Annotated in this window: 22 protein-coding genes; 11 read left to right on the top strand and 11 right to left on the bottom strand. The window is 52.6% G+C overall.

What is annotated here, in order from left to right; translation table 11 throughout:
* Positions 1–6: 6 nt before the first annotated feature.
* The 6 genes from VMT71_07670 to VMT71_07645 form a co-directional block, all read right to left on the bottom strand.
* Positions 7–978, bottom strand: coding sequence for a KpsF/GutQ family sugar-phosphate isomerase (locus VMT71_07670; GenBank protein HVN23834.1), 972 nt, complete (start codon positions 976–978; stop codon positions 7–9).
* Positions 975–1,787, bottom strand: a complete 813-nt coding sequence (gene kdsA, locus VMT71_07665) for a 3-deoxy-8-phosphooctulonate synthase (GenBank protein ID HVN23833.1) — start codon at positions 1,785–1,787, stop codon at positions 975–977. Before kdsA ends, VMT71_07670 begins: the two co-directional genes overlap by 4 nt.
* The gene (locus VMT71_07660; GenBank protein ID HVN23832.1) at positions 1,772–3,421 is read right to left on the bottom strand and encodes a CTP synthase; all 1,650 of its coding nucleotides are present in this window, start codon (positions 3,419–3,421) and stop codon (positions 1,772–1,774) included. The genes kdsA and VMT71_07660 overlap by 16 nt, the downstream gene beginning before the upstream one ends.
* Before the next feature lie 3 nt (positions 3,422–3,424).
* On the bottom strand, positions 3,425–4,624 hold the full coding sequence (locus VMT71_07655) for a cofactor-independent phosphoglycerate mutase (protein HVN23831.1): 1,200 nt from the start codon (positions 4,622–4,624) through the stop codon (positions 3,425–3,427).
* Between the two features lie 128 nt (positions 4,625–4,752).
* Complete coding sequence (locus VMT71_07650) at positions 4,753–6,042, bottom strand: homoserine dehydrogenase (protein ID HVN23830.1); 1,290 nt, start codon at positions 6,040–6,042, stop codon at positions 4,753–4,755.
* Positions 6,039–7,223, bottom strand: coding sequence for an aminotransferase class I/II-fold pyridoxal phosphate-dependent enzyme (locus VMT71_07645; protein ID HVN23829.1), 1,185 nt, complete (start codon positions 7,221–7,223; stop codon positions 6,039–6,041). Before VMT71_07645 ends, VMT71_07650 begins: the two co-directional genes overlap by 4 nt.
* 144 nt (positions 7,224–7,367) lie before the next feature.
* Here VMT71_07645 and VMT71_07640 point away from each other — a divergent pair, with 144 nt between their 5' ends.
* From VMT71_07640 to VMT71_07595, 10 genes are all read left to right on the top strand, one after another.
* Positions 7,368–8,408 carry a potassium channel protein gene (locus VMT71_07640; GenBank protein ID HVN23828.1) on the top strand — a complete coding sequence of 347 codons (1,041 nt, stop codon included), beginning with the start codon at positions 7,368–7,370 and terminating at the stop codon, positions 8,406–8,408.
* 32 nt (positions 8,409–8,440) lie between these two features.
* Positions 8,441–9,223 (top strand): carbon monoxide dehydrogenase accessory protein CooC, encoded by a 783-nt coding sequence (locus tag VMT71_07635; protein ID HVN23827.1) that lies wholly within the window; start codon positions 8,441–8,443, stop codon positions 9,221–9,223.
* A gap of 3 nt (positions 9,224–9,226) precedes the next feature.
* A complete protein-coding gene (locus VMT71_07630; GenBank protein ID HVN23826.1) occupies positions 9,227–9,934 on the top strand; it encodes a lysophospholipid acyltransferase family protein in 708 nt (235 codons plus the stop codon).
* Positions 9,919–11,952, top strand: coding sequence for a DNA translocase FtsK 4TM domain-containing protein (locus VMT71_07625; GenBank protein HVN23825.1), 2,034 nt, complete (start codon positions 9,919–9,921; stop codon positions 11,950–11,952). Before VMT71_07630 ends, VMT71_07625 begins: the two co-directional genes overlap by 16 nt.
* Positions 11,949–12,674, top strand: a complete 726-nt coding sequence (lolA, locus tag VMT71_07620) for an outer membrane lipoprotein chaperone LolA (protein HVN23824.1) — start codon at positions 11,949–11,951, stop codon at positions 12,672–12,674. The genes VMT71_07625 and lolA overlap by 4 nt, the downstream gene beginning before the upstream one ends.
* Entirely contained in the window at positions 12,674–13,453 is a 780-nt protein-coding gene (gene recO / locus VMT71_07615; GenBank protein HVN23823.1) for a DNA repair protein RecO, read from the top strand. Before lolA ends, recO begins: the two co-directional genes overlap by 1 nt.
* Positions 13,454–13,457: 4 nt before the next feature.
* Complete coding sequence (locus VMT71_07610; GenBank protein HVN23822.1) at positions 13,458–14,339, top strand: glycine--tRNA ligase subunit alpha; 882 nt, start codon at positions 13,458–13,460, stop codon at positions 14,337–14,339.
* Positions 14,336–16,423 (top strand): glycine--tRNA ligase subunit beta, encoded by a 2,088-nt coding sequence (gene glyS / locus VMT71_07605; GenBank protein HVN23821.1) that lies wholly within the window; start codon positions 14,336–14,338, stop codon positions 16,421–16,423. The genes VMT71_07610 and glyS overlap by 4 nt, the downstream gene beginning before the upstream one ends.
* Positions 16,424–16,560: 137 nt before the next feature.
* Complete coding sequence (ppdK, locus tag VMT71_07600) at positions 16,561–19,305, top strand: pyruvate, phosphate dikinase (protein ID HVN23820.1); 2,745 nt, start codon at positions 16,561–16,563, stop codon at positions 19,303–19,305.
* A 183-nt stretch (positions 19,306–19,488) separates the two neighbouring features.
* Complete coding sequence (locus VMT71_07595) at positions 19,489–20,025, top strand: epoxyqueuosine reductase QueH (GenBank protein ID HVN23819.1); 537 nt, start codon at positions 19,489–19,491, stop codon at positions 20,023–20,025.
* 24 nt (positions 20,026–20,049) lie between these two features.
* On the opposite strand, the gene VMT71_07590 is transcribed toward VMT71_07595, so the two are convergent.
* Positions 20,050–20,241 carry a twin-arginine translocase TatA/TatE family subunit gene (locus tag VMT71_07590; protein HVN23818.1) on the bottom strand — a complete coding sequence of 64 codons (192 nt, stop codon included), beginning with the start codon at positions 20,239–20,241 and terminating at the stop codon, positions 20,050–20,052.
* A 245-nt stretch (positions 20,242–20,486) separates the two neighbouring features.
* On the opposite strand from VMT71_07590, the gene VMT71_07585 reads away from it, so the two are divergent.
* Positions 20,487–20,699 carry a DUF2905 domain-containing protein gene (locus VMT71_07585; protein ID HVN23817.1) on the top strand — a complete coding sequence of 71 codons (213 nt, stop codon included), beginning with the start codon at positions 20,487–20,489 and terminating at the stop codon, positions 20,697–20,699.
* Between the two features lie 63 nt (positions 20,700–20,762).
* Here the strand turns inward: VMT71_07585 and VMT71_07580 are convergent, their stop codons facing one another.
* The 4 genes from VMT71_07580 to lgt form a co-directional block, all read right to left on the bottom strand.
* Complete coding sequence (locus tag VMT71_07580) at positions 20,763–21,749, bottom strand: patatin-like phospholipase family protein (protein HVN23816.1); 987 nt, start codon at positions 21,747–21,749, stop codon at positions 20,763–20,765.
* An 82-nt stretch (positions 21,750–21,831) separates the two neighbouring features.
* A complete protein-coding gene (locus tag VMT71_07575; protein HVN23815.1) occupies positions 21,832–22,164 on the bottom strand; it encodes a DUF4404 family protein in 333 nt (110 codons plus the stop codon).
* Between the two features lie 284 nt (positions 22,165–22,448).
* Positions 22,449–23,516 carry a magnesium/cobalt transporter CorA gene (gene corA, locus VMT71_07570; protein ID HVN23814.1) on the bottom strand — a complete coding sequence of 356 codons (1,068 nt, stop codon included), beginning with the start codon at positions 23,514–23,516 and terminating at the stop codon, positions 22,449–22,451.
* A 97-nt stretch (positions 23,517–23,613) separates the two neighbouring features.
* Positions 23,614–24,399, bottom strand: a complete 786-nt coding sequence (gene lgt / locus VMT71_07565; GenBank protein HVN23813.1) for a prolipoprotein diacylglyceryl transferase — start codon at positions 24,397–24,399, stop codon at positions 23,614–23,616.
* Positions 24,400–24,411: the final 12 nt, after the last annotated feature.

Raw genomic sequence — 24,411 nt, 5'->3', positions numbered from 1 at the left:
CTATCCTCATACGATCTTTGCCTTGAGCAGATCGTGAATATGGATGAGTCCCACAGGCCTCTTATCCGCAGGCCCCTCAAATACAAACAGGGACGTTATCGAAAACTCTTCCATTTTCTTCAAGGCATAGGCTGCCAGAGCATCTTTCTGGATTCCTTTGGGGTTGCGTGTCATCACGTCGCTGGCCTTCTTCTCCAGCATGTTATTGTACCGCTCCAGCGCCCTCCTCAAATCGCCATCGGTTATGATTCCCGATAGCTCCCCAGCTCCGTTGAACACGCCGCTTACGCCGAGTCGCTTGGAAGTTACCTCGAGAATAACGTGCCGCATCGTGGCGTCCTCGTGCACCATCGGCAATGCGTCACCCGTGTGCATCAGGTCCTCAACCTTGAGCAAAAGCCTGCGCCCCAAGCTTCCTCCCGGATGGAGCAGCGCGAAATCCTCCGCTCTGAAGTTCCTCTCTTTCATGAGTGCAACAGCGATTGCGTCACCCAGCGCCAGCGTCGCTGTTGTGCTGGAGGTAGGGACAATGTTGTAAGGACATGCCTCTTCCACCTTTACATCGAGCACATAATCGCCGTAACTCGCAATGGTTGATCCTGGGCAGCCTGTTATGACGAGCACCGGAACGTCCATTCTTTTTATCCATGGGAGCATCTTCACGACCTCTTCCGTCTCCCCACTGTATGAGATGATGAAGAAAACGTCTCCGTTCCGTATCATCCCCAAATCGCCATGCAAAGAATCCGCAGGGTGCAGAAAGATTGCCGGTATGCCGATGCTGGAAAAGGTTGAAGCTATTTTCTTTGCGATCAATCCTGACTTGCCGATGCCTGTAAAGACTACTCTTCCGCAGCACTTGTTTATGGTAGACACAACGTCATCAAAGCCCGGCCCGAGACGCTCCATCACCTGGAGGATCGCTTGGGCTTCTTTCTTCAGCACTTCCCTGCCGGCTTTCAACAATTCGCTGCTCATAGGGCGTCCTCTATCCTGCGCAGGGTGGCGAGCATGGCAGCCAATCCGTCGAGTTGGACGGAGTTGGCTCCATCACATCGAGCACGATCCGGCTCCTCATGCGCTTCCATGAAGATTGCGTCACAGCCCACCGCCACAGCAGCTCTCGCCAGAGGAAAAATGAACTGCCGTTCCCCTCCGGAAGCACCATGCGCTGCTCCCGGCATCTGCACGCTGTGGGTTGCGTCGAAGACTACGGGATATCCCAACTCTCTCATGACCGGGAGTGCCCTGAAGTCATTCACCAAGGTGTTGTAACCAAAGAAGGTGCCCCGCTCCGTGACAAGGATACGCTCGTTTCCGGTCGACTCTACCTTTTCGACTGCGTACCGTACTTCCGCAGGGGAAAGAAACTGCCCCTTCTTGATGTTCACTGCCCGGCGAGTCTCACCGCAGGCTACGAGCAGGTCAGTCTGTCTGGACAGCAGGGCCGGCACCTGGAGAATATCGACAACTTCCGCAGCAGCCCGCGCCTCATCGGGTGAATGGACATCCGTGAGAACGGGCACTTCCACCTGCTCCTTAACTTCTCCTAAAATCCGCAAACCCTCTTCCAGACCTGGGCCTCGAAAACTGGACACCGAGGTCCTGTTGGCTTTGTCATACGAGGACTTAAAGACAAAAGGAATCTGAAGTTCAGACGTGATCTTCCAGAGCCTTTCCGCAATCCTCAGGGTGGCCTCCCTGCCTTCTATCACGCAGGGCCCTCCTATGAAGACGAAAGGTCTTCTTCCAAAGATGATCGACCCGACTCTTACTTCTTTTTGCACTTTATTCTGTCCTGACGCTTTTTCAATGAAGCTTTTATGAATTCACGGAAGAGAGGGTGCGGTTTGAAGGGTTTCGATTTGAACTCCGGGTGGAACTGACAGCCAAGAAACCAGGGATGGCCCTTAAATTCGATAATCTCCACGAGCCTCTCGTCGGGTGATATACCCGTAATCTCCAATCCCCACTGCTCCAGTCTATCCCTGAAGACGAGATTGAATTCATACCTGTGGCGGTGCCGTTCATGAATCAGGTCCTGGCTGTAAGCCTTGTGGGCGTGGCTTCCGGGCTTGAGATTGCAGGGGTATGCGCCAAGACGCATCGTGCCGCCTTTGTCGGAGGCCACATCCCTTTTCTGCACCCGCTCATCGCGGTCAACCCACTCTTCCATCAGATAGATAACCGCATACGCTGTATTCTCGTCGAATTCCGTACTGTTCGCAGCTTTCAGCTTCGCAAGGTTTCTCGCGATCTCTATGACCGCAAGCTGCATGCCCAGACATATCCCGAAGAAGGGGATCTTCTTCTCCCTCGCGTAGTTGATAGCGTTTATTTTCCCTTCGATACCCCGTGATCCGAAGCCGCCCGGGACCAGCACCCCGTCAACGTCCGAGAGGTGTCTCAGCACATCCTTTTCCAGGTCTTCCGAATCCACGTATCTCAAATTCACCTTGCAGCCGTTGGCGATACCGCCGTGAGTAAGCGCTTCGTTAAGGCTCTTATAGGAGTCGGTCAGCTTCACATACTTTCCCACGACCGCTATTTCCACTTCTTTTTTCGGTTCTCTGACAGCATCGGAAATGGATTGCCATTTTGCGAGATCAGGCTTTTTGGACCATATATTGAGAAGCCTCGTAATTTTATCATCGAGGCCTTCGCGGTTGAACATGAGCGGCACTTCGTAAATATTGGCCACGTCTTTAGCGGTTATAACCGCATCTTTATCGACGTTACAGAAAAGTGCGATCTTATCTTTAAGGGCTGCGGGAAGAAATTCTTCGGTCCGGCAGAGGAGAATGTCCGGCTGGATACCTATCTCGCGCAGCTCCTTGACGCTGTGCTGCGTCGGCTTCGACTTCATTTCTCCGGCGGTCTTGATGAACGGAACGAGCGTGAGATGAATGAATAGCGAGTTCTCTTTTCCGAGGTCGTTGCGAAGCTGCCTGATTGCCTCCAGGAAAGGAAGGCTCTCGATATCGCCGACCGTGCCACCAATCTCTACCATAACGATATCGATCCCCTCATCCACATCGAGGATGCGCCTCTTGATTTCATCCGTGATGTGTGGAATCACCTGAACGGTTCCACCCAGGTACTCGCCCCGGCGCTCCTTCGATATGACCGAGTCATAGACCTGGCCTGTAGTAAAATTGCTCCTCTTCGAGACGACAGCTTCTGTGAAGCGCTCATAGTGTCCGAGGTCGAGGTCTGTCTCGGCACCGTCATCCGTGACAAAGACCTCCCCATGTTGAAAAGGGTTCATCGTCCCCGGATCCACGTTGATATATGGATCAAGCTTCTTCAAGGTGACCGTGAGGCCTCGTGCTTCCAGAAGAGCTCCAATCGAAGCCGAAGCCAGACCTTTGCCGAGAGAGGAAACAACACCGCCCGTGACGAATATGAATTTTTGTCTCATCATCTACCCCTTGAGAAAGCGCAAGATCATCTCTTCGCCCTTCATCGTGGTTAAGCTTGAATCCTCATGGTAGGCGTGCCCTGTACGGGCACCCTTATGAAGATTATTTTTTTCATAGATCACGAAAGGCACCGGGCAGGCATAGTGCGTCCGCAACGATATGGGCGTTGCATGGTCGGTAGTTAAAAGAAAACGCACATCACTGCCGGTGTTGGCAAGCAGATAGGCGAGGACTTCTTTGTCTATCCTTTCTATTGCCTTCGATTTTTCTTTCAGGCTGCCGCTGTGGGAGGCTTCGTCCGGTGCTTCAACATGCACGTAGACAATGTCATGACGTTCAAGAAGCGCGAGCGCTGCGCGAGCCTTCGCCCCGTAGTCGGTGTCCAGGTAACCCGTGGCTCCTTTGACGTGGGGCGTCTCAAAACCTATAAGAGAGCCGATCCCCTTTATGAGGTCTACGGCAGTAACAGCAGCGCCTCTTACCCCATACTTCTCCACATACAGTGGAAAGTAAGGTTTCTTACCCTGCCCCCAGAGCCAGATGCTGTTGGCCGGCTTAAGACCCTTGTCCTGCCTTCTCCTGTTCACCGGGTGGTCCTTGAGAAAAAGCTGCGAATCGCTCATAAGCTTGATGAGCGTTGAAGCCCCTTCTCCCTTGGGGAGGTAGTCGATCACTTCCTTGTCAAGAATGTCATGGGGAGGTGTGGTCTGCATCGACTCTTTGCCATTCTTCCATATCATGATATGCCGGTAACTCACACCAGGATAGAAGCGGAATTCATCCTTGCCTGCTCCATCCCCGATGGCACCCTGAAGATCGCGCACCAGTTCGGTAGCCTCTTCCGTTGAAATATGCCCTCCACTGTAATCACCCATGAGGACCCTGGTCGGACTCGCGTCCAGGTAGACCAGATTGCAGCGGAAGGCAATATCCGTCTCATTCATGGTCAGGCCCATGCCATATGCTTCTATGGGAGCCCTTCCCGTGTAATATTTCGCGGGGTCGTAACCGAAAATGGACATGCAAGCAACGTCGCTGCCGGAAGGAAAGCCGTCCGGGATAGTCACCACATTTCCGCAGAAGCCGTTCTGCGCCATGTAATCCATCGAAGGCTTGTCCGCTGTCATGAGTGGTGTCTTCCCGCCCAGTTCCTCCACCGGGAAATCAGCCATCCCATCGCCTATAACGACTATGTACTTCATACCATCGCCTCTATCACAAACCTCGTTACGGGTTACAAACAAGAGCTTGTTACGAGTTAAGTAAACCGCGCCGAAGGCGCGCTAACCCGCAACTCGTAACGAGCTATTTGCGCGGCAGCGCAAATAGCTCACAAGTCGCCTTCTTCTATGCGCATATGCACACTCGGCCCCCCAATAAAGGAAAGCCGATCTATCTTTTCTATTGCCAGTTTCAGACTCCCCTCAGAAGCTTCATAGGTAAGCATGACAATCGGGACATAATCATTTTCCATGCGCCTCTTTTGAATGACAGCCGCAATGCTGATACCATACTCACCGAGGATGCCGGAAATCTTGGAAAGCACTCCTGGCTGATCCTGCGCCTTGAATCTCACGTAGAACCGGCAGATCGATTCATCTCCCTTTTTGACGCGCCTACCGCCGCCGGTCAGGGTCGGTCCCTTCCTGGGACATTTTGCGGCCCTTCTGACGGCCATATCCACGATGTCGCCTACGACCGCGCTTCCTGTAGGATCAGCTCCCGCTCCTTTTCCATAGTAGAGGCTGGGACCGGCGTGGTCGCCCACCACGTAGACCGCATTAAAGACTCCGTTTACCGTGCTCATGGGATGGCGCAATGGCAGCATCGTCGGCTCAACGCGAGCCTCTATAGAATCGTCCTGCTCTTTGGCTATGGCAAGCAGTTTTATCTTGTAGCCAAATTCTCTGGCAAAGTCTATGTCGGTGGGTTCTATGCCGGAGACTCCCCTCGTCACTATTTGTCGCATACCTATAGAAACGCCGAAGGCAAGTCTCACGAGCACACAGAGCTTGTGCGCCGCATCGACTCCGGAGATATCGAGTGTTGGATCCTGTTCTGCAATCCCCAATCCCTGGGCCTCGCGCAGCGCCTGCTCGAAGCCAAGCCCTTCATCTGCCATTTTTGTGAGGATATAGTTACTCGTGCCGTTGAGAATCCCGAGAATAGACTCTATTCTGTTCCCCACGAGTCCGTCCCTTATAGCCCTAATGACCGGAATGGCGCCAGCCACCGATGCCTCAAAACCGATCTCTGTACCTGACGCTTCTGCAGCCGCAAAGAGCGCGTCACCCTTTTCTGCGAGCAGTGCTTTGTTGGCTGTCACCACCCACTTTCCCGCATTCAGCGCCTCCATAATAAAGTCGTAAGCCGGTCCCACACCGCCTATCAACTCCACACAGATATCAACTGCGGGATCATTAATCACCTCCCGCGCATCACGGACCACAGCAATGCCTTCTCCTTCGCATGGTCTGGAGCGTTCGGGATCGATCTCTGCGACTTTAACGACCCGCAGGTCAATCCCTGTTTTTTGCTGGATGAGACTTCCGTATTGTCTGAGGATATTGTAGGTACCCCGGCCGACGGTTCCGAGGCCTATGATGCCAACACCGATCATCTCTTCCGTGAGTTGAGCATCAGATTTCTAATGCCTTTCACTGCCTGTCTGATTCTGTGCTCATTCTCCACAAGAGCAAAGCGCACATATCCCTCGCCGCACTCACCAAAACCAATGCCCGGAGAGGCCGCAACCCTGGCTTCCTGCAGAAGCTTTTTGCAGAAATCCAGGGACCCCATTGCAGCGAACTCGTCAGGTATCTTCGCCCAGACGAACATTGTTCCCTTTGGCAGCGGCACGTGCCATCCGGCCCGGTTCAGTCCTGATATCAGGGTGTTTCTTCTCCTTCGATATTTTTCGACGATTTCGTGAACTATCTCATCGTCTGATTTAAGCGCTGTAATAGATGCGATTTGTATCGGCTGAAATACGCCATAATCCATGTAGCTTTTTATTTTTGAAAGAGCCGCAATCATTTTTCGATTGCCTACGGCGAATCCCACTCTCCAGCCCGGCATGCTGTAACTCTTGGAGAGTGAAAAGAACTCAACGCCTATCTCCTTCGCCCCCTTTACCTGTAGGAAGCTCGGGGCCTTGTAGCCGTCAAACACAAGATCGGCGTACGCCAGATCATGAATCACCATCATGTTGTGCTCTTTGGCAAAAGCGACCAGTTTCTCAAAGAAATCGAGGTCCACTACTTCCGTCGTTGGATTATTCGGAAAACTCACGATCAGCATCTTCGGCTGCGGCCACGTTGTCTTGATCGCCCAACTCAGACGTTCAATAAACTGATCCAACGGCAGAAGCGGCAAGGTCCTTAAATCTCCACCGGCGATCACCACAGAATACGTGTGAATGGGATACGTGGGCTCGGGCACGAAGACAACGTCACCCGCGTTGATCGTGGCAAGCACAAGATGACTGATGCCCTCTTTGGCCCCCATGGTCACGACCGCTTCTGTTTCCGGATCTACATCAACATGATACCGCCTCTTGTACCAGTCCGCGATCGCTACCCTCAGCTTGTAAATGCCTCTGCTGACTGAATACCGATGATTCCTGGGGTTCTTGGCGGCCTCCACGAGTTTTGCAACGATCTCCTTCGGCGTCTCAAGGTCCGGGTTACCCATTCCAAGGTCGATAATGTCCTCACCTTTTCGCCTGGCCTGGATGAGGAGGTCGCGTACAATGTTAAACGTGTACGGCGGAAGCCTGGAGATCCTGTAAAATTCTTCCATCGCATGAAATTACCATATGGAGCGCTGACAATCAATAGGGGCGACCCGCGGATGGGGGCGGCCCGCGGATCTTGAGCAGACCCTTGAAGTTCTATCCGTTTTCGCTCTAGCGCACTGCAGACTCAAATGCTATACTGAGCGTAGATGCTGCGAAGAAGCCTGGTCCCCCGTCGTGTCGCCTATGTTTTTTACCTCATACTTCTTATCATCGTCATCGGCACTGTAGGATTTAAATTAATAGGCGGAAGCAGGACAAGCTGGCTGGACGCCCTTTTCATGACCGCAACTACCATCACGACCGTCGGGTACGGCGACGTGATAGGGCTCGATGACAAACCGATCGGCAAGCTCTTCACTATCGTCTACGTCTTATTTTCAACCGGCGCTATCCTTTATGTTTTTACCGGCCTCGCCGCGTATATCATTGAAGGAGAGCTCAGAAAAGCGTTCAGGCAAAGGTCAATGCACAGGAGGATCTCAAAGATGAAGGACCACTACGTCGTGTGCGGTATAGGTATGGTAGGACTCTATATCGTGCATGAACTCTATCAGAGCAAATATCACCAGATCGCCGTGGACAACGACGAGGCAAAGGCAGAGGTCCTGAAAGCTCACAAGGTCAATATAGATCTTGTCGTCGGTGACGCGACAGAAAACGAAATCCTTGAACTGGCCATGGTGAAATACGCGAAAGGGCTTTTTGCCACAACCAACTCAGACAACGATAACGTGGTGATCTCCCTTACTGCCAAGCAGCTTAACCCAGAACTTCGCGTGATTGCCCGCTGCAATGATACCAAGAATATTGACAAAATACGGCGCGCCGGTGCTGATGCGGTTGTGGCCCTCAATTATATAGGGGGGCTGCGTATGGCTTCCGAAATGCTGCGACCCCACGTGGTGACATTGATAGACGCAATGTTAAGAGACAGATCGTCGGAAGTACGCGTGGAGGAGCTTGAGGTACCAAAAAACTCTCCCTATGTCGGCAAGTCTCTCGAGGAGGCCGATTTCAGGGCAATGGGCAATATTCTGATCATAGCCTTGCGTAAGGAACATGGAGAATGGATCTATAACCCCATGCCGAGCGCGCTGCTCGAAAAGAATATGCACATGATTTTCCTCGCCACATCCGAAGAACGCGACCTGCTGGAAAGCCTTATCACTGGCCGGCCGTCGCCTTGACACCGCCCGGGTGAAATGGTAGGTTTTTCCGCATGAAAGTAGCCATTTCAGGCAAGGGAGGCGTAGGAAAAACAACCCTGGCGGGCGTCATGTCGCGTATCCTTGCCGACAGGGGATTCAAGGTCCTTTCCATAGATGCGGATCCCGATTCCAACCTCGCAAGCGCTATCGGCATAGAACCAGCCAAACTGAAAGATGTCCAGCCTCTTGCGCAGATGAAAGAGTTCATCGAAGAGAGAACGGGTTCCAAGCGCGGCGCTTACGGTTCCTTCTTCAAGATGAATCCCAAAGTGGATGATATCCCGGAAAAGTTCTCCATTGCCAAAGATGGAGTCAGACTTCTGATCCTCGGGACAATACCGCAGGGGGGCGGCGGCTGCTTCTGTGGAGAGAATGTGTTACTCAAGAGTCTTCTTTCCCACCTCTTCGTGGAGCGGGACGAGTACGTGGTCGTCGACATGGAGGCCGGACTGGAGCACCTCGGGCGGGGCACTACCGCGTATATGGACGCCCTGATCGTCGTAGTTGAGCCGGGCCAGCGGAGCATGCAGACAGCCCGTCAGGTCAAGAGCCTGGCCGATGACCTCGGTGTCAGGCGAGTCTACATCGTAGGAAACAAGGTAACGGGCGAGCCTGACGCTGCGATGATAAAGGAGCACCTCGCAAGCCTTCCCTTCCTTGGTTACATCAGTCAGAACGAGAAGATCCTCGAAGCAGACAAACTGGGTGTTTCTCCTTATGATCTGGATGAAAGAATAAGGTCGGAGGTATCAAGCATCATCGAGGCCCTCTCGCAGCACATGACCAAAACGTGAGAAATGAGGAGAGTCCTTTCTTTCCTTAATCTCGTTGTCACGACGCTCATTCTTTCCTTTGTTGCCCTTTGTACTGTTCCCTTCGACAAAGGAGGGGCAACCATCCACAAAATAGCGCGTCTGTGGGCTCACATCTACCTGAGGATCGGGGGCATCACGGTTTCTGTGACCGGGCTCGATAGAGTTACGAATCCCCCCTATGTGTTCATGTGCAACCATCAAAGCGCACTCGACATACATGTGCTGCTTGCCTCCCTTCCCTTCTCGTTCAAGTTCGTCGCTAAGAGATCTCTCTTCCTGATCCCTGTGTTCGGATGGGCAATCAAGCGGGCCGGCTACATAAGCCTCGACAGGGACAATCCCAGGAGAGCGCTGAAGGCGATGGACGAAGCAGCTCAACGGATACAGAGTGGCACCAACATACTCGTCTTCCCCGAGGGCACGCGGAGCGTGGATGGCAAACTGCTCCCCTTTAAGAAGGGCGTCTTTTCTCTCGCTATGAAAGCGCGCGTGCCTATAGTGCCCGTGGGTATCTGCGGCACTTCTCTCCTTCAGCCTGAAGGATACCAGGTGCCGGTTCAAACGGGCACCGTTTCCATACACCTCGGTGAACCAATGTCTGTAGCCGGGCAAGGCGTCTCCTACAAAGCAGAAGTGGTGGACCAGGTGCGGGCTGCGATCGAACGGTTAACTGCATGTCAGAAGAACTGAAAAAAGAGATAATTGGCATAGGCTTGCTCGGGCTTTTTCTTTTTATTATGGCGAGCCTTGTCTCGTATCATCCTTTTGATCCGTCCATCAACACTATCTCCTCGGCTCCTGTCAAGAATCTATGCGGCAAAGCAGGCTCGTACACGTCGGATACGCTGATCCAACTCTTCGGCTTCATGAGCTATCTTCTTGCAGCATGCCTCCTCTTTTTTGCAGGCGTGCACATCAAGAAGAAGAGTCTTCCCCACCCGCTTCTTCTCGCCTCGGGGATCGTGCTCCTTTTCATCTCATTGTCGATGCTGCTGCAGGTCCTATTTGGAAAATTGCAGGTCAGAACGGTTTCAATACCTTTTTCCGGTCTGCTTGGGCTCCTCCTGGAGCGTACGCTGTTGAATGTGTTCAGCAGGTTCGGCAGCATTCTTATCTCGACCATCATGTTCGTCATATCCCTTTTTCTTATCGTGCAGGTTCCCCTGCTTTCGGTGCTCGAGAAGAGGATGGCGCGAAGAAAATCTGTCGAGCGCACCAAAGAAATCAAGGTAGTGGAAGAGCCGAAGCCGCCACCACCTCCCAAAGAGGATCGAAAGCAGCAGATCCAGGAGACCTTTGAATTCGTCAAGGACATAGGACCGTACAAGCTGCCGTCTGTCTCGCTTCTTGATACCGTTGAGAAAAGGGAAATGAAGGTCGACAGGGAGTCCATCCAGGCAAACGCACGCATCCTCGAAAAGAAATTGAAAGACTACGGGATAGATGGAAAAGTCACTGAGGTGCGACCGGGCCCCGTGGTGACGATGTATGAATTCGAGCCGGCTCCCGGGATAAAGGTGAGCAGAATATCAAACCTGTCGGACGATCTCGCTATGGCCTTGAGCGCGGTCTCTATAAGGATCGTGGCGCCCATCCCGGGGAAATCGGTGGTGGGCATAGAGATCCCGAACAAGGTTCGACAGACAGTCTATCTCCGCGAGATAATAGAATCTGATCTTTTTTCTGCCTCTAAGATGTTTCTTGCCCTTGCCCTCGGCAAGACGATCGCGGGCGAACCTTTTGTGGCAGAACTGACCAAGATGCCCCACCTGCTCGTTGCCGGTTCCACAGGCTCGGGCAAGAGCGTGTCGCTCAACTCAATGATCTGCAGCGTGCTCTTCAGGGCCACACCCATGGCTGTGCGGTTTCTCATGATAGACCTCAAGATGCTGGAACTCTCTTTTTACGAGGGCATCCCTCACCTTCTCCTCCCTGTGGTCACCACCGCGAAGAACGCGAAGACCGCGTTGCGCTGGCTCATCGACGAGATGGAGAGACGCTATGCGGTAATGGCCGAGCAGGGTGTTCGCAATATCGAAAAATACAATCAGAAAATGGGGCGGCAGGAAGCAGGCAGCATACCTTATATTGTGGTGGTTATCGACGAGCTTGCAGACCTGATGATGGTCTCGTCGAGAGAGGTCGAAGAGTATATAGCCCGTCTGGCGCAGATGGCGCGGGCGTCCGGCATACACCTGATTCTTGCGACGCAGCGGCCCTCCGTTGATGTGCTCACCGGTATCATCAAGGCTAATTTTCCAGCCCGGATTTCCTTTCAAGTCTCATCCAAGGTGGACTCCCGAACCATCCTCGATTCCAATGGCGCGGAGAGCCTGCTCGGATACGGGGACATGCTCTTTTTGAGCCCGGGGCTTGGCCGACTGCAGCGAATCCATGCGCCTTTCGTCTCAGAAGGCGAGATAAAAAGAATTGTGGAATTCCTGAAAACACAGGGAGCACCCGCGTATCATCACGAGATCCTCGAGGAGAAGGAGGAATCCGGCGCCGAAGATGAGATCGATGATGAGAAATACCAGGAAGCAGTCGACTTCGTTTCCGAACGGGGCGAAGCCTCCATCAGCATGATCCAGAGGCGATTTCGTATCGGTTATAACAGGGCTGCCCGCATTGTGGAACGCATGGAGCAGGAAGGCGTGGTTGGTCCTGCCACAGGCGTGAAGCCGAGAGAGGTACTCAAAAGAAAATGACAAGAACAGTTGCCAGTCCCCAGTCGACAGTTGACCGCCAAAGATCAGGATGGTGTCCCGTCCACGGGTCACCGTCAACCGTCAACCGTCAACCGTCAACCACTGGCGCGGCGATCGGTTTACTCGTGTGCCTGATTGCACTCTTTCAGGCCGCGCCTGTATGCGCTGATGCCATTGACACACTTAAGAAGACCTATGCAGGGATCCAGACAGTGGAGGCTCGTTTCAACCAGACGATAACGATAGCAACTCTGAAACGGGAAAGGGAATCAAAGGGCGAGTTCTACTACAAACGCGGCAAGGGGTTTCTCTGGAAATATACGAGCCCGAACAGGAAAGTATTTCTGTACGATGGTAAAGCTTTGTGGCAGGCAGATGAAGAGCAATCCTTCGTTATAAGGGAGAGAGTGGACAGGAATAAGGTGCAGGGGAGCTTCCTTGACCTTGTGGAAGATATATCGAAGCTGGATGATTATTTCACCATCCGGGAGGTGGCCCAGGATAAAGAGGGCTTCATGTTTCTCCTTGCCCCCAAGAAGGAGGGGATGCTCAAAGAGGCCCGCATATGGGCCGACGCCAAATACCTGGTCAGCAGGATCGAGATCACAGAGGTCACGGGAAATACCAATACCCTGTCGTTCTCGTCGGTAAAGGTCAACAAGCCCCTTGATGATGCTCTTTTCATCTTTAATCCCGGAAAAAAGGAAATCATGGAACGGTAATGGGTCTGGTAAAAGACGAGGCGATCATCCTCTCCACGAGGCTTTTCGGAGAATCGGACAAAATTGTCAGATTCTTCACCCTGTCTTCCGGCAAGGTTTCGGGTATTGCCAAGGGAGCAAAAAAAAGCCAGAAGAGATTCATGAATACACTGGAGCCGTTCAGCCAGGTGCTGATCGAGTACTTCGAAAAACCAACAAGCAACCTGGTGCGCATTGAGAACGCTGACCTGAGGGAGTCAAACGGCGGACTCGAATTGAACCTTAAACGAATCTGCGCGGCAAGCTTCTTCACCGAATTTGTCGACAAGCTCACGAAAGAGAAACAGCGAAACGGTCAGCTGTTTCAGACTCTCAAGAGAATCATCGACAGCCTCAAGACTGTTGAATTCACGGTGACCGATGTACTATATTATCAACTCCAGATGCTCCGCCATCTCGGATACATGCTCAATCTTTCAGCATGTGTCCATTGCGGAAAGACATTGTCGGACGGAGAAAAACTTTACTTCTCCAAAGAACGCGGCGGGACCCTCTGTACGGGGTGCGCGCGCTCGGTTCCACATCGCCAGTACCCGCAAGGCTTCATCCCGCGTATGCTTCATCTGACCGAGACCGGGATGGATTCAAGCTTTCCCGCGGAGGCGGCGGCCGGGTACCCGCGCGCGGGTGTCCCAGTATTTGACAGGATGGGAAGAGAGGTACTGGAGGATTTTGTTAAGTTTCATCTCGCCGTCGAGTTTAAGTCATACAGGCTTCTAAGAAGTGTTATTACTGGATAAGAGCGTGTATTTCCAAGACCTGATATTCGAACTTCAAAAATTCTGGGCCGCCAAAGGCTGCATCATTCAGCAGCCGTATGATCTGGAGGTCGGTGCGGGGACGTTCCATCCCGCTACCTTCCTAAGAGTATTAGGTCCCGAGCCCTGGAATGTTGCTTACGTGCAGCCGTCGCGACGCCCCACGGACGGGCGGTATGGTGAAAATCCAAACAGGCTGCAGCATTATTACCAATTCCAGGTCATCATGAAGCCCTCGCCCGCAGACATCCAGGATATGTACCTGGAGAGTTTGCGCTCTTTCGGCATTGATCCGTCGCTTCACGACATACGTTTTGTAGAGGATGACTGGGAATCACCGACTCTCGGCGCATGGGGATTGGGCTGGGAGGTCTGGCTGGACGGCATGGAGATAACGCAATTCACCTATTTCCAGCAGGTAGGCGGCATTGATCTGTCGCCGGTCAGCGTTGAAATCACCTATGGTACGGAGCGCATAGCCATGTACCTGCAGGACGTCGATAATGTTTTCAACATCAGGTGGAACAAGGATATTCTGTACGGGGACGTGCACCTCGAGACAGAGCGAGAGTTCTCTACATACAACTTCGAAGAGGCGGACAGCGACATGCTCAGGGCGCTCTTTGACCAGTACGAGGCTGAAAGCCGGAAGGTGAACCGCACGAGGGAACTGGCGCTGCCGGCTTACGATTTTTGCCTGAAGTGTTCACATGTGTTTAACCTGCTTGATGCGCGTGGGGCGTTGAGTGTTGCCGAGCGCACAAACTATATAGCCCGTGTCAGGAACCTTGCGAAACTTTGCGCAGAGCTGTACGTGAAGAAAAGAGAAGAGCTCGGCTACCCCCTGTTAGGACGAACAGCATCGTGAAACCTTTCCTTTTCGAGATAGGTGTGGAGGAACTTCCTGCCCGATTCATTCAGCCTGCCAAAGAAGGGTTGCTCAAAGCGTTGAATGAGAGCCTTGATGCGGCGCGCCTCGACCATGGCCCGATAACTATTTATGCGACACCGCGAAGAATAGCTGTCCTGGTCGATGACATGTCGGAGACCCAGCGGGATATCGTTACGATAAAGTATGGTCCGCCGGCAGCGAAAGCGTTTGACGGAGCGGGCAAGCCTCTGCCTGCAGCCACGGGTTTTGCTAAGTCACAAGGGGTGGATGTCTCGGAGCTGAAAATACGTAAGAAAGAGGCAAATGAGCTGATCTGCGTGGAAAAGATGGAGACAGGAAAGAGCAGCCTGGAGGTGCTTCCTGAATTACTCGGCGGGCTGATTGGACGGATACCTTTTCCCAAGAGGATGCGCTGGGGTGCGGGTGATTTCGAATTTGCCCGTCCTATCCAGTGGCTGCTCGCACTCCTGGGCACCACTGTAATTCCCTTCTCTATTGCTGGAATAACCAGCGGCAACACGTCACGCGGCCACCGCTTCCTCGCGAAGAGTCTGATTACAGTCCCCGATCCGCCCTGCTACCTGGAAGAACTCAAATCTGCTTACGTGATTGTCAATGAGCAAGAGAGACTCGCCATAATGATGGAGGGTATCCGTGCCGTCGAAGACAGTGCGAACGGCAAGGCGGTAACTGATGATGCACTCATTCAAGAGATTCTCTACATCACAGAATACCCATACGCTTTGATGGGCAGATTCGAAACGGAATACCTTGACCTCCCCAGAGCTGCACTGGTCAATGTGATGAAGGGTCATCAGCGTTACATACCCCTGCAGGGATCTGATGAAAAACTGCTGCCTGCCTTTATCTTCTTCGCGAATACCTTGCCCAGGGACCCAGAGCAGGTGATTCACGGCAATGAGAAGGTGCTGCGCGCACGCCTTGCTGACGCCCGTTTCTTTTTTCAAGAGGACAAGAAGATAAAACTGGAAACCCTCTACGAGAAGCTCTCCGCAGTGGTATTCCACGAACGCCTCGGGAGTTTAAAGGACAAATCAGAGAGGGTCAAGCAGATTGCTCTTTTTATCTGTGGAAAGACGGGTGTCGACTCGCAGGATGCGGCCAGGGCTTCTCTATTGCTGAAGGCGGATCTGCTCACCCACATGGTGGGCGAATTCCCGGAATTGCAGGGCATCATGGGCAGGATTTACGCTCTGGCGAATAAAGAAAAGGAAGGCGTTGCCCGGTCAATCGAGGAACATTATTATCCTGTCGGCGTGGGTGGCGCTCTGCCCGAATCAGAACTTGGAGTGGTCATGGCCCTTGCGGACAAGATGGACACGATGGCCGCCTTCTTCTCCGTCGGCATCACACCAACCGGCAATCTTGATCCGTTCGCCTTGAGAAGGCAGGCCCTAGGCGTGATCAGGATTCTCATCAGCCGCTCACTGCATCTCCCATTGCAGGAGTTGATCAGCATGGGGCATGACGCGGTAGAAGCAAAAGGCAAACTTGCGCTGGAGGCCGTGCGGCAGACACTGACGGACTTTATCCTGACACGCTTCAAATTCTCCATGATCGAAGAAGGCCACAACCAGGAATTCGTCAACAGCGTCCTGCCGACCACGGCAGACGACATCTATGATGGCTTCATGAGGCTCACTGCGCTCGAAACCCAGAAATCGATCGAGGATTTCGTCCGGCTCATGGTTGGATTCAAACGCGTCTACAACATCACAAAGAACCTAACGGATAGCGCAGATATCGAGAGCGGACTGCTGGCAGAAGGAGAAGAGCAGGATCTGTTCCGGCTTTACTCGGAAAAGCGCGAGCCCTTCCTCGCTGCGATGCGTGCCCGGGAATACGAGGCAGCCCTTGCCCTTCTCGTTGGTTTTAAGGAGACCATTGACCGGTATTTTGATAAGGTGTTCGTAATGGTGGATGACGAGCGCGTAAGATCGAATCGCCTTGCGCTACTGACTAAAATCAAAGACATGTTCCTGGTCTATGGTGATTTCTCGAAGATCCGGGTAGAAGAGATTTCCAGGGCGTCCAGCTAGAACATACATAATTCGGACACTCAACCTTAGACCTCATACTTTTCAGTAGCTTCAGACTTATGTCTATGGTCTAATGTCTGAGGCCGGGAGTTTCGGTGCCTGAATCGAAGAACTGAGAGAATAATAAGGAGGAGAAGATGGCCAAGTATGTCTACTTTTTCGGCGGAGGCGTTGCTGAAGGCAGTGACAAATTGCGCAACCTCGTCGGCGGCAAAGGCGCAGGTCTTGCCGACATGGTCAACCTCGGAATACCCGTCCCGCCCGGGTTTACCATTACTACAGAGGTGTGCACCATTTTTTACGAACGTAACCAGACTTTTCCTGAGGGACTGGACACGGAGGTTACCTCAAACCTGAAAAAGATTGAAGAGATCATGGGCATGAAATTCGGCGACCCGAAGAACCCGCTCCTTCTCTCCATCCGGTCGGGTGCGCGCGCCAGTATGCCGGGCATGATGGACACTGTGCTGAACCTCGGGCTTAATGAAGCCACGGTCAAAGGCCTTGCCGAACTCACGGGGAACGAATGGTTCGCGTACGACTGCTACCGGCGGTTCGTGGCCATGTACGGAGACGTCGTTCTGGGCTTGAAACCGGAAACCAAAGAAGAGCACGATCCCTTCGAAGAGATCATTGACGCAAAAAAGAAACAGAAGAAGATCAAGCTTGATACGGAATTTTCCGTTGATGATCTGAAAGACCTTGTAGCACGTTTCAAGGGGGCAATCCAGAAAAAGCTGGGTGTCACCTTTTCTGAAGACCCGATGGAGCAACTCTGGGGGGCCATCGGTGCTGTTTTCAAATCGTGGAACAATGCCCGCGCCATAGCATACCGCCAGTTGAACAACATCCCTGCATCGTGGGGCACAGCTGTCAACGTCCAGGCAATGGTTTTCGGCAACATAGGCATGGATTCGGGTACAGGTGTAGCCTTCACAAGAAACCCCGCCACGGGTGAAAACGTCTTCTATGGCGAGTACCTCCTCAATGCCCAGGGAGAGGATGTGGTGGCGGGCATCAGAACACCGCTTCCCATCAACAAGAAACAGAAGAAGGATGCGTCGGTGCGAAGCCTGGAAGAAGAGATGCCGGAATCCTACGCGGAACTGATGAAAATACGCGGCATTCTCGAGAAGAACTACAGGGACATGCAGGACATTGAATTTACGATTCAGAAAGGTAAACTCTGGATGCTCCAGACAAGGAGCGGCAAGCGCACCGCCTTCGCTGCGTTCAGGGCCGCCGTCGACATGGCAAAGGAAGGGCTCATCAGCAGAGAAGAGGCGCTGATGCGCATAGATCCCGATGGACTCAACCAGATTCTGCGCCCCATCTTCGATCCGAAGGAGAAAGAAAAAGCCCTTAAAGAGGGCCGGCTCGTGGCGAGAGGGCTCAATGCAGGTCCCGGCGCTGCTTCCGGCAAGGTGGTGTTTAATGCAGAGGATGCGGAAAGCTGGGCTGCCCGTAAAGAAGAGGTTATCCTCGTGAGAATCGAAACATCACCCGAGGACATCCGCGGGATGAACGCAGCCCAGGGTATCCTCACTGCCCGCGGCGGCATGACAAGCCACGCCGCTCTGGTAGCACGCCAGATGGGCAAGGTCTGCGTGGCAGGCGTGGGGGAACTGGATATCGACTACCGTAAGAAGACAATCAGCGTCAAAGGGAAAACGGTCAAGGAAGGCGATTATGTTTCCATCGACGGCACAACAGGCGAAGTATTCGTCGGACAGGTAAAGACCATTCCCTCGGAGGTTCTCAGGGTACTCGTAGACAAAACATTGAAACCTGAGGAATCTGAAGTGTACCAGTCCTTTGCTCTCGTGATGCAGTGGGCTGACGAAGCAAGAAAACTGGGCGTCTGGACCAACGCGGACCAGCCGGACCAGGCTGCACTGGCAGTCGCTTTTGGCGCGGAGGGGATTGGGCTCTGCCGGACCGAACACATGTTCTTTGAGGGCGAACGGATCGACGCCGTGCGCGAGATGATCGTCGCGGAGAGTATCGAAGGAAGAAAGAAAGCCCTCGCAAAGCTTCTACCCATGCAGAAGGAGGATTTTGCGGGCCTTTTCAAGGTAATGAAAGGCCTTCCTGTGACTATCCGCACGCTTGACCCGCCGCTGCACGAGTTCCTGCCGCACACCAAGAAGGAGATTAAAGAACTGGCGGAGAAGATGGGCATCAAAGCGAGCCGCCTTACATTAAAGATCGAAAGCCTCCACGAGGCAAATCCGATGCTCGGGCACAGGGGCTGCAGACTTGGCATAGTCTTTCCCGAGATCACAGAGATGCAGGCGCAGGCCATTTTCGAGGCTGCTTGCGAGGTTAAAAAATCGGGTGTCGACGTAAAGCCCGAGATTATGATCCCGCTGGTCGGTCACGTGAACGAGCTCAAACTCCAGAAGGATGTCGTCGACAAGGTAGCCATCGAGGTGACCAAGAAATATGGTGTCGACGTCCATTACACGGTTGGCACCATGATAGAGATACCGAGGGCTGTGGTCACGGCGGACGAGATTGCCGAAGTGGCCGAATTCTTTTCATTCGGCACGAACGATTTGACGCAGACCACCTTCGGCATGAGCCGGGACGATGCGGGAAAGTTTCTAAGATACTATGTGGATCACGACATTCTGGACTATGACCCGTTCCAGAGGCTTGACGAAGGCGGTGTAGGCAAGCTGGTAAAACTTGGCGTAGAGCTTGGAAGAAAAACTCGTCCGAACCTGAAGATAGGCATATGCGGGGAGCACGGCGGAGAGCCGAACTCGGTGAAATTCTGCCACAGAGCAGGCTTGAATTACGTCAGCTGCTCTCCTTTCAGGGTGACGCTGGCGCGCCTGGCAGCGGCGCAGGCAGCGATACAAGAAAAGAAAAGTTGAAAAACACGTTGCGAGTTGCGAGTTAAAAAAATGCGGTTACGGGTTTCGAGTTACGCTTTACGAGTTCAAGAAAGTCTGGGAGCGCATTAGAGAGCATTGATGGAGCGTTGCCTTGTTTTCAACTCGTAACTCGTAACAGGTTCTTGTTCATGCCTCGCAACTCGTGACACTCGCGGCGATACGATGAATATCTTACTTCACACTTGCTGCGGTCCATGCACCATATACCCGCTGCGTGTGCTGCACGAGCAGGGGCACGAGGTCTCGGGCTATTTTTTTAATCCCAACATTCACCCCTTCTCTGAATTCATAAAGCGCAGAGACACGCTTTTCACGTTTGCAAGAGACGTCTCCTTCCCGCTGATAATCGACGACAGTTACGAGCTGGATTCGTTCTTGAAAGGAGCTCTCGATTATGGCCTTGACCGCTGCCTCTTCTGCTACAGGACGCGATTGAGCAGGGTCTTCGCTCAGGCAAATGAGCGGGGCATCGACGCGGTGACAACAACACTCCTTTTCAGCAAGTACCAGAGGCACACTGATATCGCTGCTATTGCTACCGAACTTTCGGAAGAGTACGACGTGCCCTTCCTGTATGAGGACTTCAGGGTAGGCTGGCCAGAGGGAGTCGCAGAATCAAAGCGGTTGAACATGTATCGCCAGAACTATTGCGGATGTGTATTCAGCGAACTCGAAAGACACAAGAACAAAAAAAAGTGAGGGGCTGCAGACAGCCAGATCGGATTACGCCTTCTTCTCTTCTCCTGAGTTGTCTTTAGATGCGGGCGGCAATTTCTCATCGTCAGACATCGCTTTCTTAAAACCTTTTATCCCTTTTCCAATTGCTCCACCTACTTCTGGAAGCTTTCCGGCCCCAAAAACCAGAAGGGCGATTACGAGGATCACTACCAGTTCGGGCATCCCAAGACCAAACATTATCTCTCTCCTTTTTAAACAATAATGGTACTTTTAAGTATAACACAGGACGGCTTGTATTTAAATACGCACGCCCAATCCCCTTCCCATGCCCACATCCATGAGACGCATTACTCTTTCAGTTCAATCCATCACGGCGTCAAGATTTCTTTCCACACAAGGTGCGGGCGTTGACAACAGTCCTTAATCATTGTAGTTTGTTCCGTAGACCTTAAGCGACTATTTTGGGAGATACATAAGAAGAGATGCCGGGAATAGGCAGGACGCTCGTCATCCTCGGTGTAGTGCTCGTCATCATAGGATTAGGGTTCACGTATGCTGACAAGATCCCCTACCTAGGACGCCTGCCCGGCGACATTTTTGTCAAGAGAGAGAAATTCAGTTTTTATTTCCCTCTCACCACGAGTATCATCATCAGTATCATTCTGACCATACTCTTTTCCATATTCCGAAAATGACCAGCCCCGTCTATTGGATGCCTCAACCTTAACCCTGGTCGTTGCTTAACTGTCATCCGCTCTTCACTTTCTGTACTTCGCCACCCATGCGTCAAAATCCCAGTGCGCAAGGAACGTTCTTGCGGTAGTAGCGCCGTTTTCAAAGAGCGCCTGACTTTGTTCCCGGGTGATGCCAAAATCAGTCGTCTTGATCTCGATATCACTTCCTCTGAGGTTAATCACCGTCGGAATGCCTATAGTCCTGTCAAAATCGCCTTTTGAATTCGAAATGTGATAATTGTCATGGGCGTCCATCATGGTACCGCCAAGCGCCTTCAGAAAGGTTACCATACTGTTGATCGGGTTAGGGCTACCAGCTTTCAACTCCCGTTTGTCGGGCTCCATCAACTTGAAACCAAACGTGGGCCAAGGCGGCGCACTTGTTCCGTCGTCAAGAAGCCAGATCGGGTAATTGCTCAGTGCGCCTCCGTCCACTATGTAGTGATCAACCCCATCTTTGTCCCGCAATTTGACGGGCTCGAAGAATATCGGGATACTCATGCTCATACGCACTGCTCTCGAAATACTGAACTGGTCGGGATCCAACCCGAAGTAGGCAAGATCACGGGGCAGCACAAGCAGCTTTCTGTCACTGATGTCTGAAGCGATCGCCTGGAATTTGTACCTGTATTTTTCGTCAGGGTCATCTGTTTTTATCTGCCCAAAGGTCTTCTTGCCTTTTTTGACCAACAAACCTTCGTACCATGACTCGAAATACTTCCCTTCGTAAATGCCGTAGTCCAGCCCAATATTGATGCCTTTCCCTATCAAGCCAATTTCATCGAGCGGCCCTTCATCCTTGAACTTGTTGTAATCGAGCTTCTCCATTTCCTGCTCGATCTCGGCAGCGCTGTAGCCCACTGCCAGCAAACCAGCCACTATGGCGCCAGCAGAGGTACCGGCAAGATTCTGAAATTCATAGCCCGCCTTTTCAATCTCGGAAACGGCGCCCACGAGCCCAATTCCCTTAACCCCACCACCCTCGAATACAGCGTCCGCCTTTTTAGTCATGCGCATCCTCCTTCAGCGCTGCTCTGATTGCCGCGTCAGCACGTCGATCACGTCAGCTTTCATACACGTTCCCGTACCGCGGTCAGATCCCCATATTGGCCAGAGCCTGCGACACTCTGTTTACAAGACGCGTAAGATTTGGGTGAGATGTTTCCAGTTCCTTGACCGACCCTGACAGGCCATCCAGAGAGAGCTTGAGAAGATCAGGATTCTTCTCTTTTCTTGTAGCCTCATGTGCAGATGCCTGCGCAAAAGAGGTGATACTCTCCGCCTGCTCCGGATGCGTCTTTGAGAGCTCCCCGATCTCAGCCTTGAGGGTTGCCAGAAGGCCCAATAATTCGCTTCTGCTCTCATTGCTGACAGAGTCGCTTTCTCGTATCTTCGTTTCAATATTCTCGATCGTCTTCTGAATCATTAGCCACCCCTTTATCTATATTATGACTCTCGAAGCAAAATTGTAACAGAAAGTCTCATGGCGCACAAAGAAAACCAGCCGGAGAAGCGATCTCGAATCAATTCGCATTTGAGATGGACGACCCAGCCTTCAGCTGGGTACCCCGGGCGAGCCGAGGCCTTGGTTTGGCCGGGTACCCGCGAGCAACCCTCCGTCAAGCGGGGGCAATCAACATCCACGCGGGTGGCGGGAGCAAGAACAGGCTGAAGGGCAGCGAAGGTAGGCGACTCAAAGGCGAATTGATTTCAGAACCATTTCTTTCGCTTGAAGGCCCCCAGCATAATCAGCGTCACCACAACCATGACGAGCCAGAACAGAGGATAGCCCCATCGCCACTCGAGTTCTGGCATGTTCTTGAAGTTCATGCCGTAGACGCCGGCCAGAAATGTGAGAGGGATGAATATTGTTGCTATGATCGTGAGCACGGTCATGACCTGATTCAACTTGTTGCTCACGGTCGACATGTACAAATCAAGAGTCTCGGAGAGCATTTCACGGTACAGGTCAACAGTGTCCATGATCTGGAGTGTATGGTCATAGACGTCCCGCAGGTAAACGATCGTCGATTCCTTCACCAGCGCTGAATCGCGTTTTCCCAGCATGCTCACTGTCTCCCTCAGGGGCCATATCCAGCGGTGCACGAAGAGCATCTCTCGTTTCGAAGTCTGAATCTCGCGCAGGGTTGAGGGCTCAGGTTTGTCGAGGACCCGATCCGCCAGAACCTCTATGTTCTCTCCCAGCTTTTCCAGTACCGAGAAATAATTATCAACGACAATGTCCAGCAAACCGTACACCAGATAGTCCGGCCCGAGCTTGCGCAGCAGCCCTTTCCCAGAAAGCACACGTTCTCTCACAGGCTCGAACACCTGATTCTCAGCTTCCTGGAAGGAAATAACAAATGTCTGCCCAAGAACAAGGCTGATCTGCTCCTGGGTAACCTCCCTCCTGTCCACCCCGCAATAAAGCATCTTGAAGACAATGTAGAGGTAATCACCGTAATCTTCCATCTTTGAGCGCTGATCAGTGTTGAGAATATCTTCCACCACAAGGGGATGAAGCCCGAAACACTCGCCCAGAGCTTTCACTTTTTCCGTTTCATGGAGGCCTCTCACCCTTATCCACGTAACTGCAGGCTTTTCTTTCAAACCCGCACACTGCCCGCGAACATCCTCTATTTCATATTCGTGTACGCCGCTCTCATCATAATCCAGAACGCTTATCTTCTGGACATCCAGCTTCTGCTGTCCTATATGCACAAGCGTTCCCGGCGGCATGCCTATCTTTTTTGACCTGCTCACCAACCCCCTGTTCATCGCGGTTCACCCCGGAAGGCTTCATTCCGGACATCAGACACCAGACTCCTGACTTCAGAACCCGTTGCCTTGGTCTGACGTTCCAACTCCGATCCCATTACGATCGACCCCTCCTTCTCAAGTACCCATATTTCAGGAAGAGACCAATACACACCATGGACAGGCTCAGTATCTGTCCCATGGTGATGATGCCGAAGATGTAACCCACCTGCACATCAGGTTCCCTGAAGAACTCGCAGAACGTCCGGAAAAATCCATAGCATATGAGGAAGAGCGCGAACACATCCCCGTCCCGTTTCTTCTTGTCCTTATAAAACCAGAGAATCAAAAAAAGAAGGAGCCCTTCCAGAAAAGCCTCATAGAGCTGTGAAGGGTGCCTGGCCACCGGACCCCCTTCCGGAAAGATCATCGCCCAGGGCACGTCCGACGGTTTACCGTACAACTCTCCGTTGATGAAGTTCCCCAGTCGTCCCAGTCCTATGCCTACCGGGGCGGTCGGAATGATCAGATCGGCCGCTTTCCAGAAATCTATTTTTTTTCTTCTGATCCCAGCGTAGCCCGCGAGGAATGCTCCTATGAGGCCGCCATGAAAGGACATGCCTCCATGCCACAGCACGAAGATCTCAACAGGATGCTCCAGAAAAAATGGCAAATTGTAAAAGATCACGTATCCCAGCCGGGCGCCAACGAGAAGCCCGAGAATCAGGTAGAAATATAGGTCATCTATCTGGGCGCGTGTAACTGCCACGCTTCTGCGTCCGACCTGGTACAGCAAGAGCAAATACGAAAGGCCAAAACCGGCGACGTACATCATGCCGTACCATCTGACGGCAAGGGGTCCTATCTGGACGATAACCGGATCAATATGGGGATAAGGGATCACTCGAGGCCGCCC

The organism is Syntrophorhabdales bacterium (genome assembly GCA_035541455.1).
In the GTDB taxonomy this organism is placed as follows: Bacteria; Desulfobacterota; Syntrophorhabdia; order Syntrophorhabdales; family WCHB1-27; genus JADGQN01.
This window is presented reverse-complemented; position numbering and strand designations above follow the sequence as displayed.

Bases quoted from the DNA above. Each gene is read 5' to 3' on its own strand.
- VMT71_07670 (HVN23834.1), bottom strand. From the start codon at position 978: ATGAGCAGCGAATTGTTGAAAGCCGGCAGGGAAGTGCTGAAGAAAGAA.
- VMT71_07660 (HVN23832.1), bottom strand. From the start codon at position 3,421: ATGAGACAAAAATTCATATTCGTCACGGGCGGTGTTGTTTCCTCTCTC.
- VMT71_07655 (HVN23831.1), bottom strand. From the start codon at position 4,624: ATGAAGTACATAGTCGTTATAGGCGATGGGATGGCTGATTTCCCGGTG.
- VMT71_07650 (HVN23830.1), bottom strand. From the start codon at position 6,042: ATGATCGGTGTTGGCATCATAGGCCTCGGAACCGTCGGCCGGGGTACC.
- VMT71_07645 (HVN23829.1), bottom strand. From the start codon at position 7,223: ATGGAAGAATTTTACAGGATCTCCAGGCTTCCGCCGTACACGTTTAAC.
- VMT71_07640 (HVN23828.1), top strand. From the start codon at position 7,368: ATGCTGCGAAGAAGCCTGGTCCCCCGTCGTGTCGCCTATGTTTTTTAC.
- VMT71_07635 (HVN23827.1), top strand. From the start codon at position 8,441: ATGAAAGTAGCCATTTCAGGCAAGGGAGGCGTAGGAAAAACAACCCTG.
- VMT71_07630 (HVN23826.1), top strand. From the start codon at position 9,227: ATGAGGAGAGTCCTTTCTTTCCTTAATCTCGTTGTCACGACGCTCATT.
- VMT71_07625 (HVN23825.1), top strand. From the start codon at position 9,919: ATGTCAGAAGAACTGAAAAAAGAGATAATTGGCATAGGCTTGCTCGGG.
- lolA (HVN23824.1), top strand. From the start codon at position 11,949: ATGACAAGAACAGTTGCCAGTCCCCAGTCGACAGTTGACCGCCAAAGA.
- recO (HVN23823.1), top strand. From the start codon at position 12,674: ATGGGTCTGGTAAAAGACGAGGCGATCATCCTCTCCACGAGGCTTTTC.
- ppdK (HVN23820.1), top strand. From the start codon at position 16,561: ATGGCCAAGTATGTCTACTTTTTCGGCGGAGGCGTTGCTGAAGGCAGT.
- VMT71_07595 (HVN23819.1), top strand. From the start codon at position 19,489: ATGAATATCTTACTTCACACTTGCTGCGGTCCATGCACCATATACCCG.
- VMT71_07590 (HVN23818.1), bottom strand. From the start codon at position 20,241: ATGTTTGGTCTTGGGATGCCCGAACTGGTAGTGATCCTCGTAATCGCC.
- VMT71_07585 (HVN23817.1), top strand. From the start codon at position 20,487: ATGCCGGGAATAGGCAGGACGCTCGTCATCCTCGGTGTAGTGCTCGTC.
- VMT71_07580 (HVN23816.1), bottom strand. From the start codon at position 21,749: ATGACTAAAAAGGCGGACGCTGTATTCGAGGGTGGTGGGGTTAAGGGA.
- VMT71_07575 (HVN23815.1), bottom strand. From the start codon at position 22,164: ATGATTCAGAAGACGATCGAGAATATTGAAACGAAGATACGAGAAAGC.
- corA (HVN23814.1), bottom strand. From the start codon at position 23,516: ATGAACAGGGGGTTGGTGAGCAGGTCAAAAAAGATAGGCATGCCGCCG.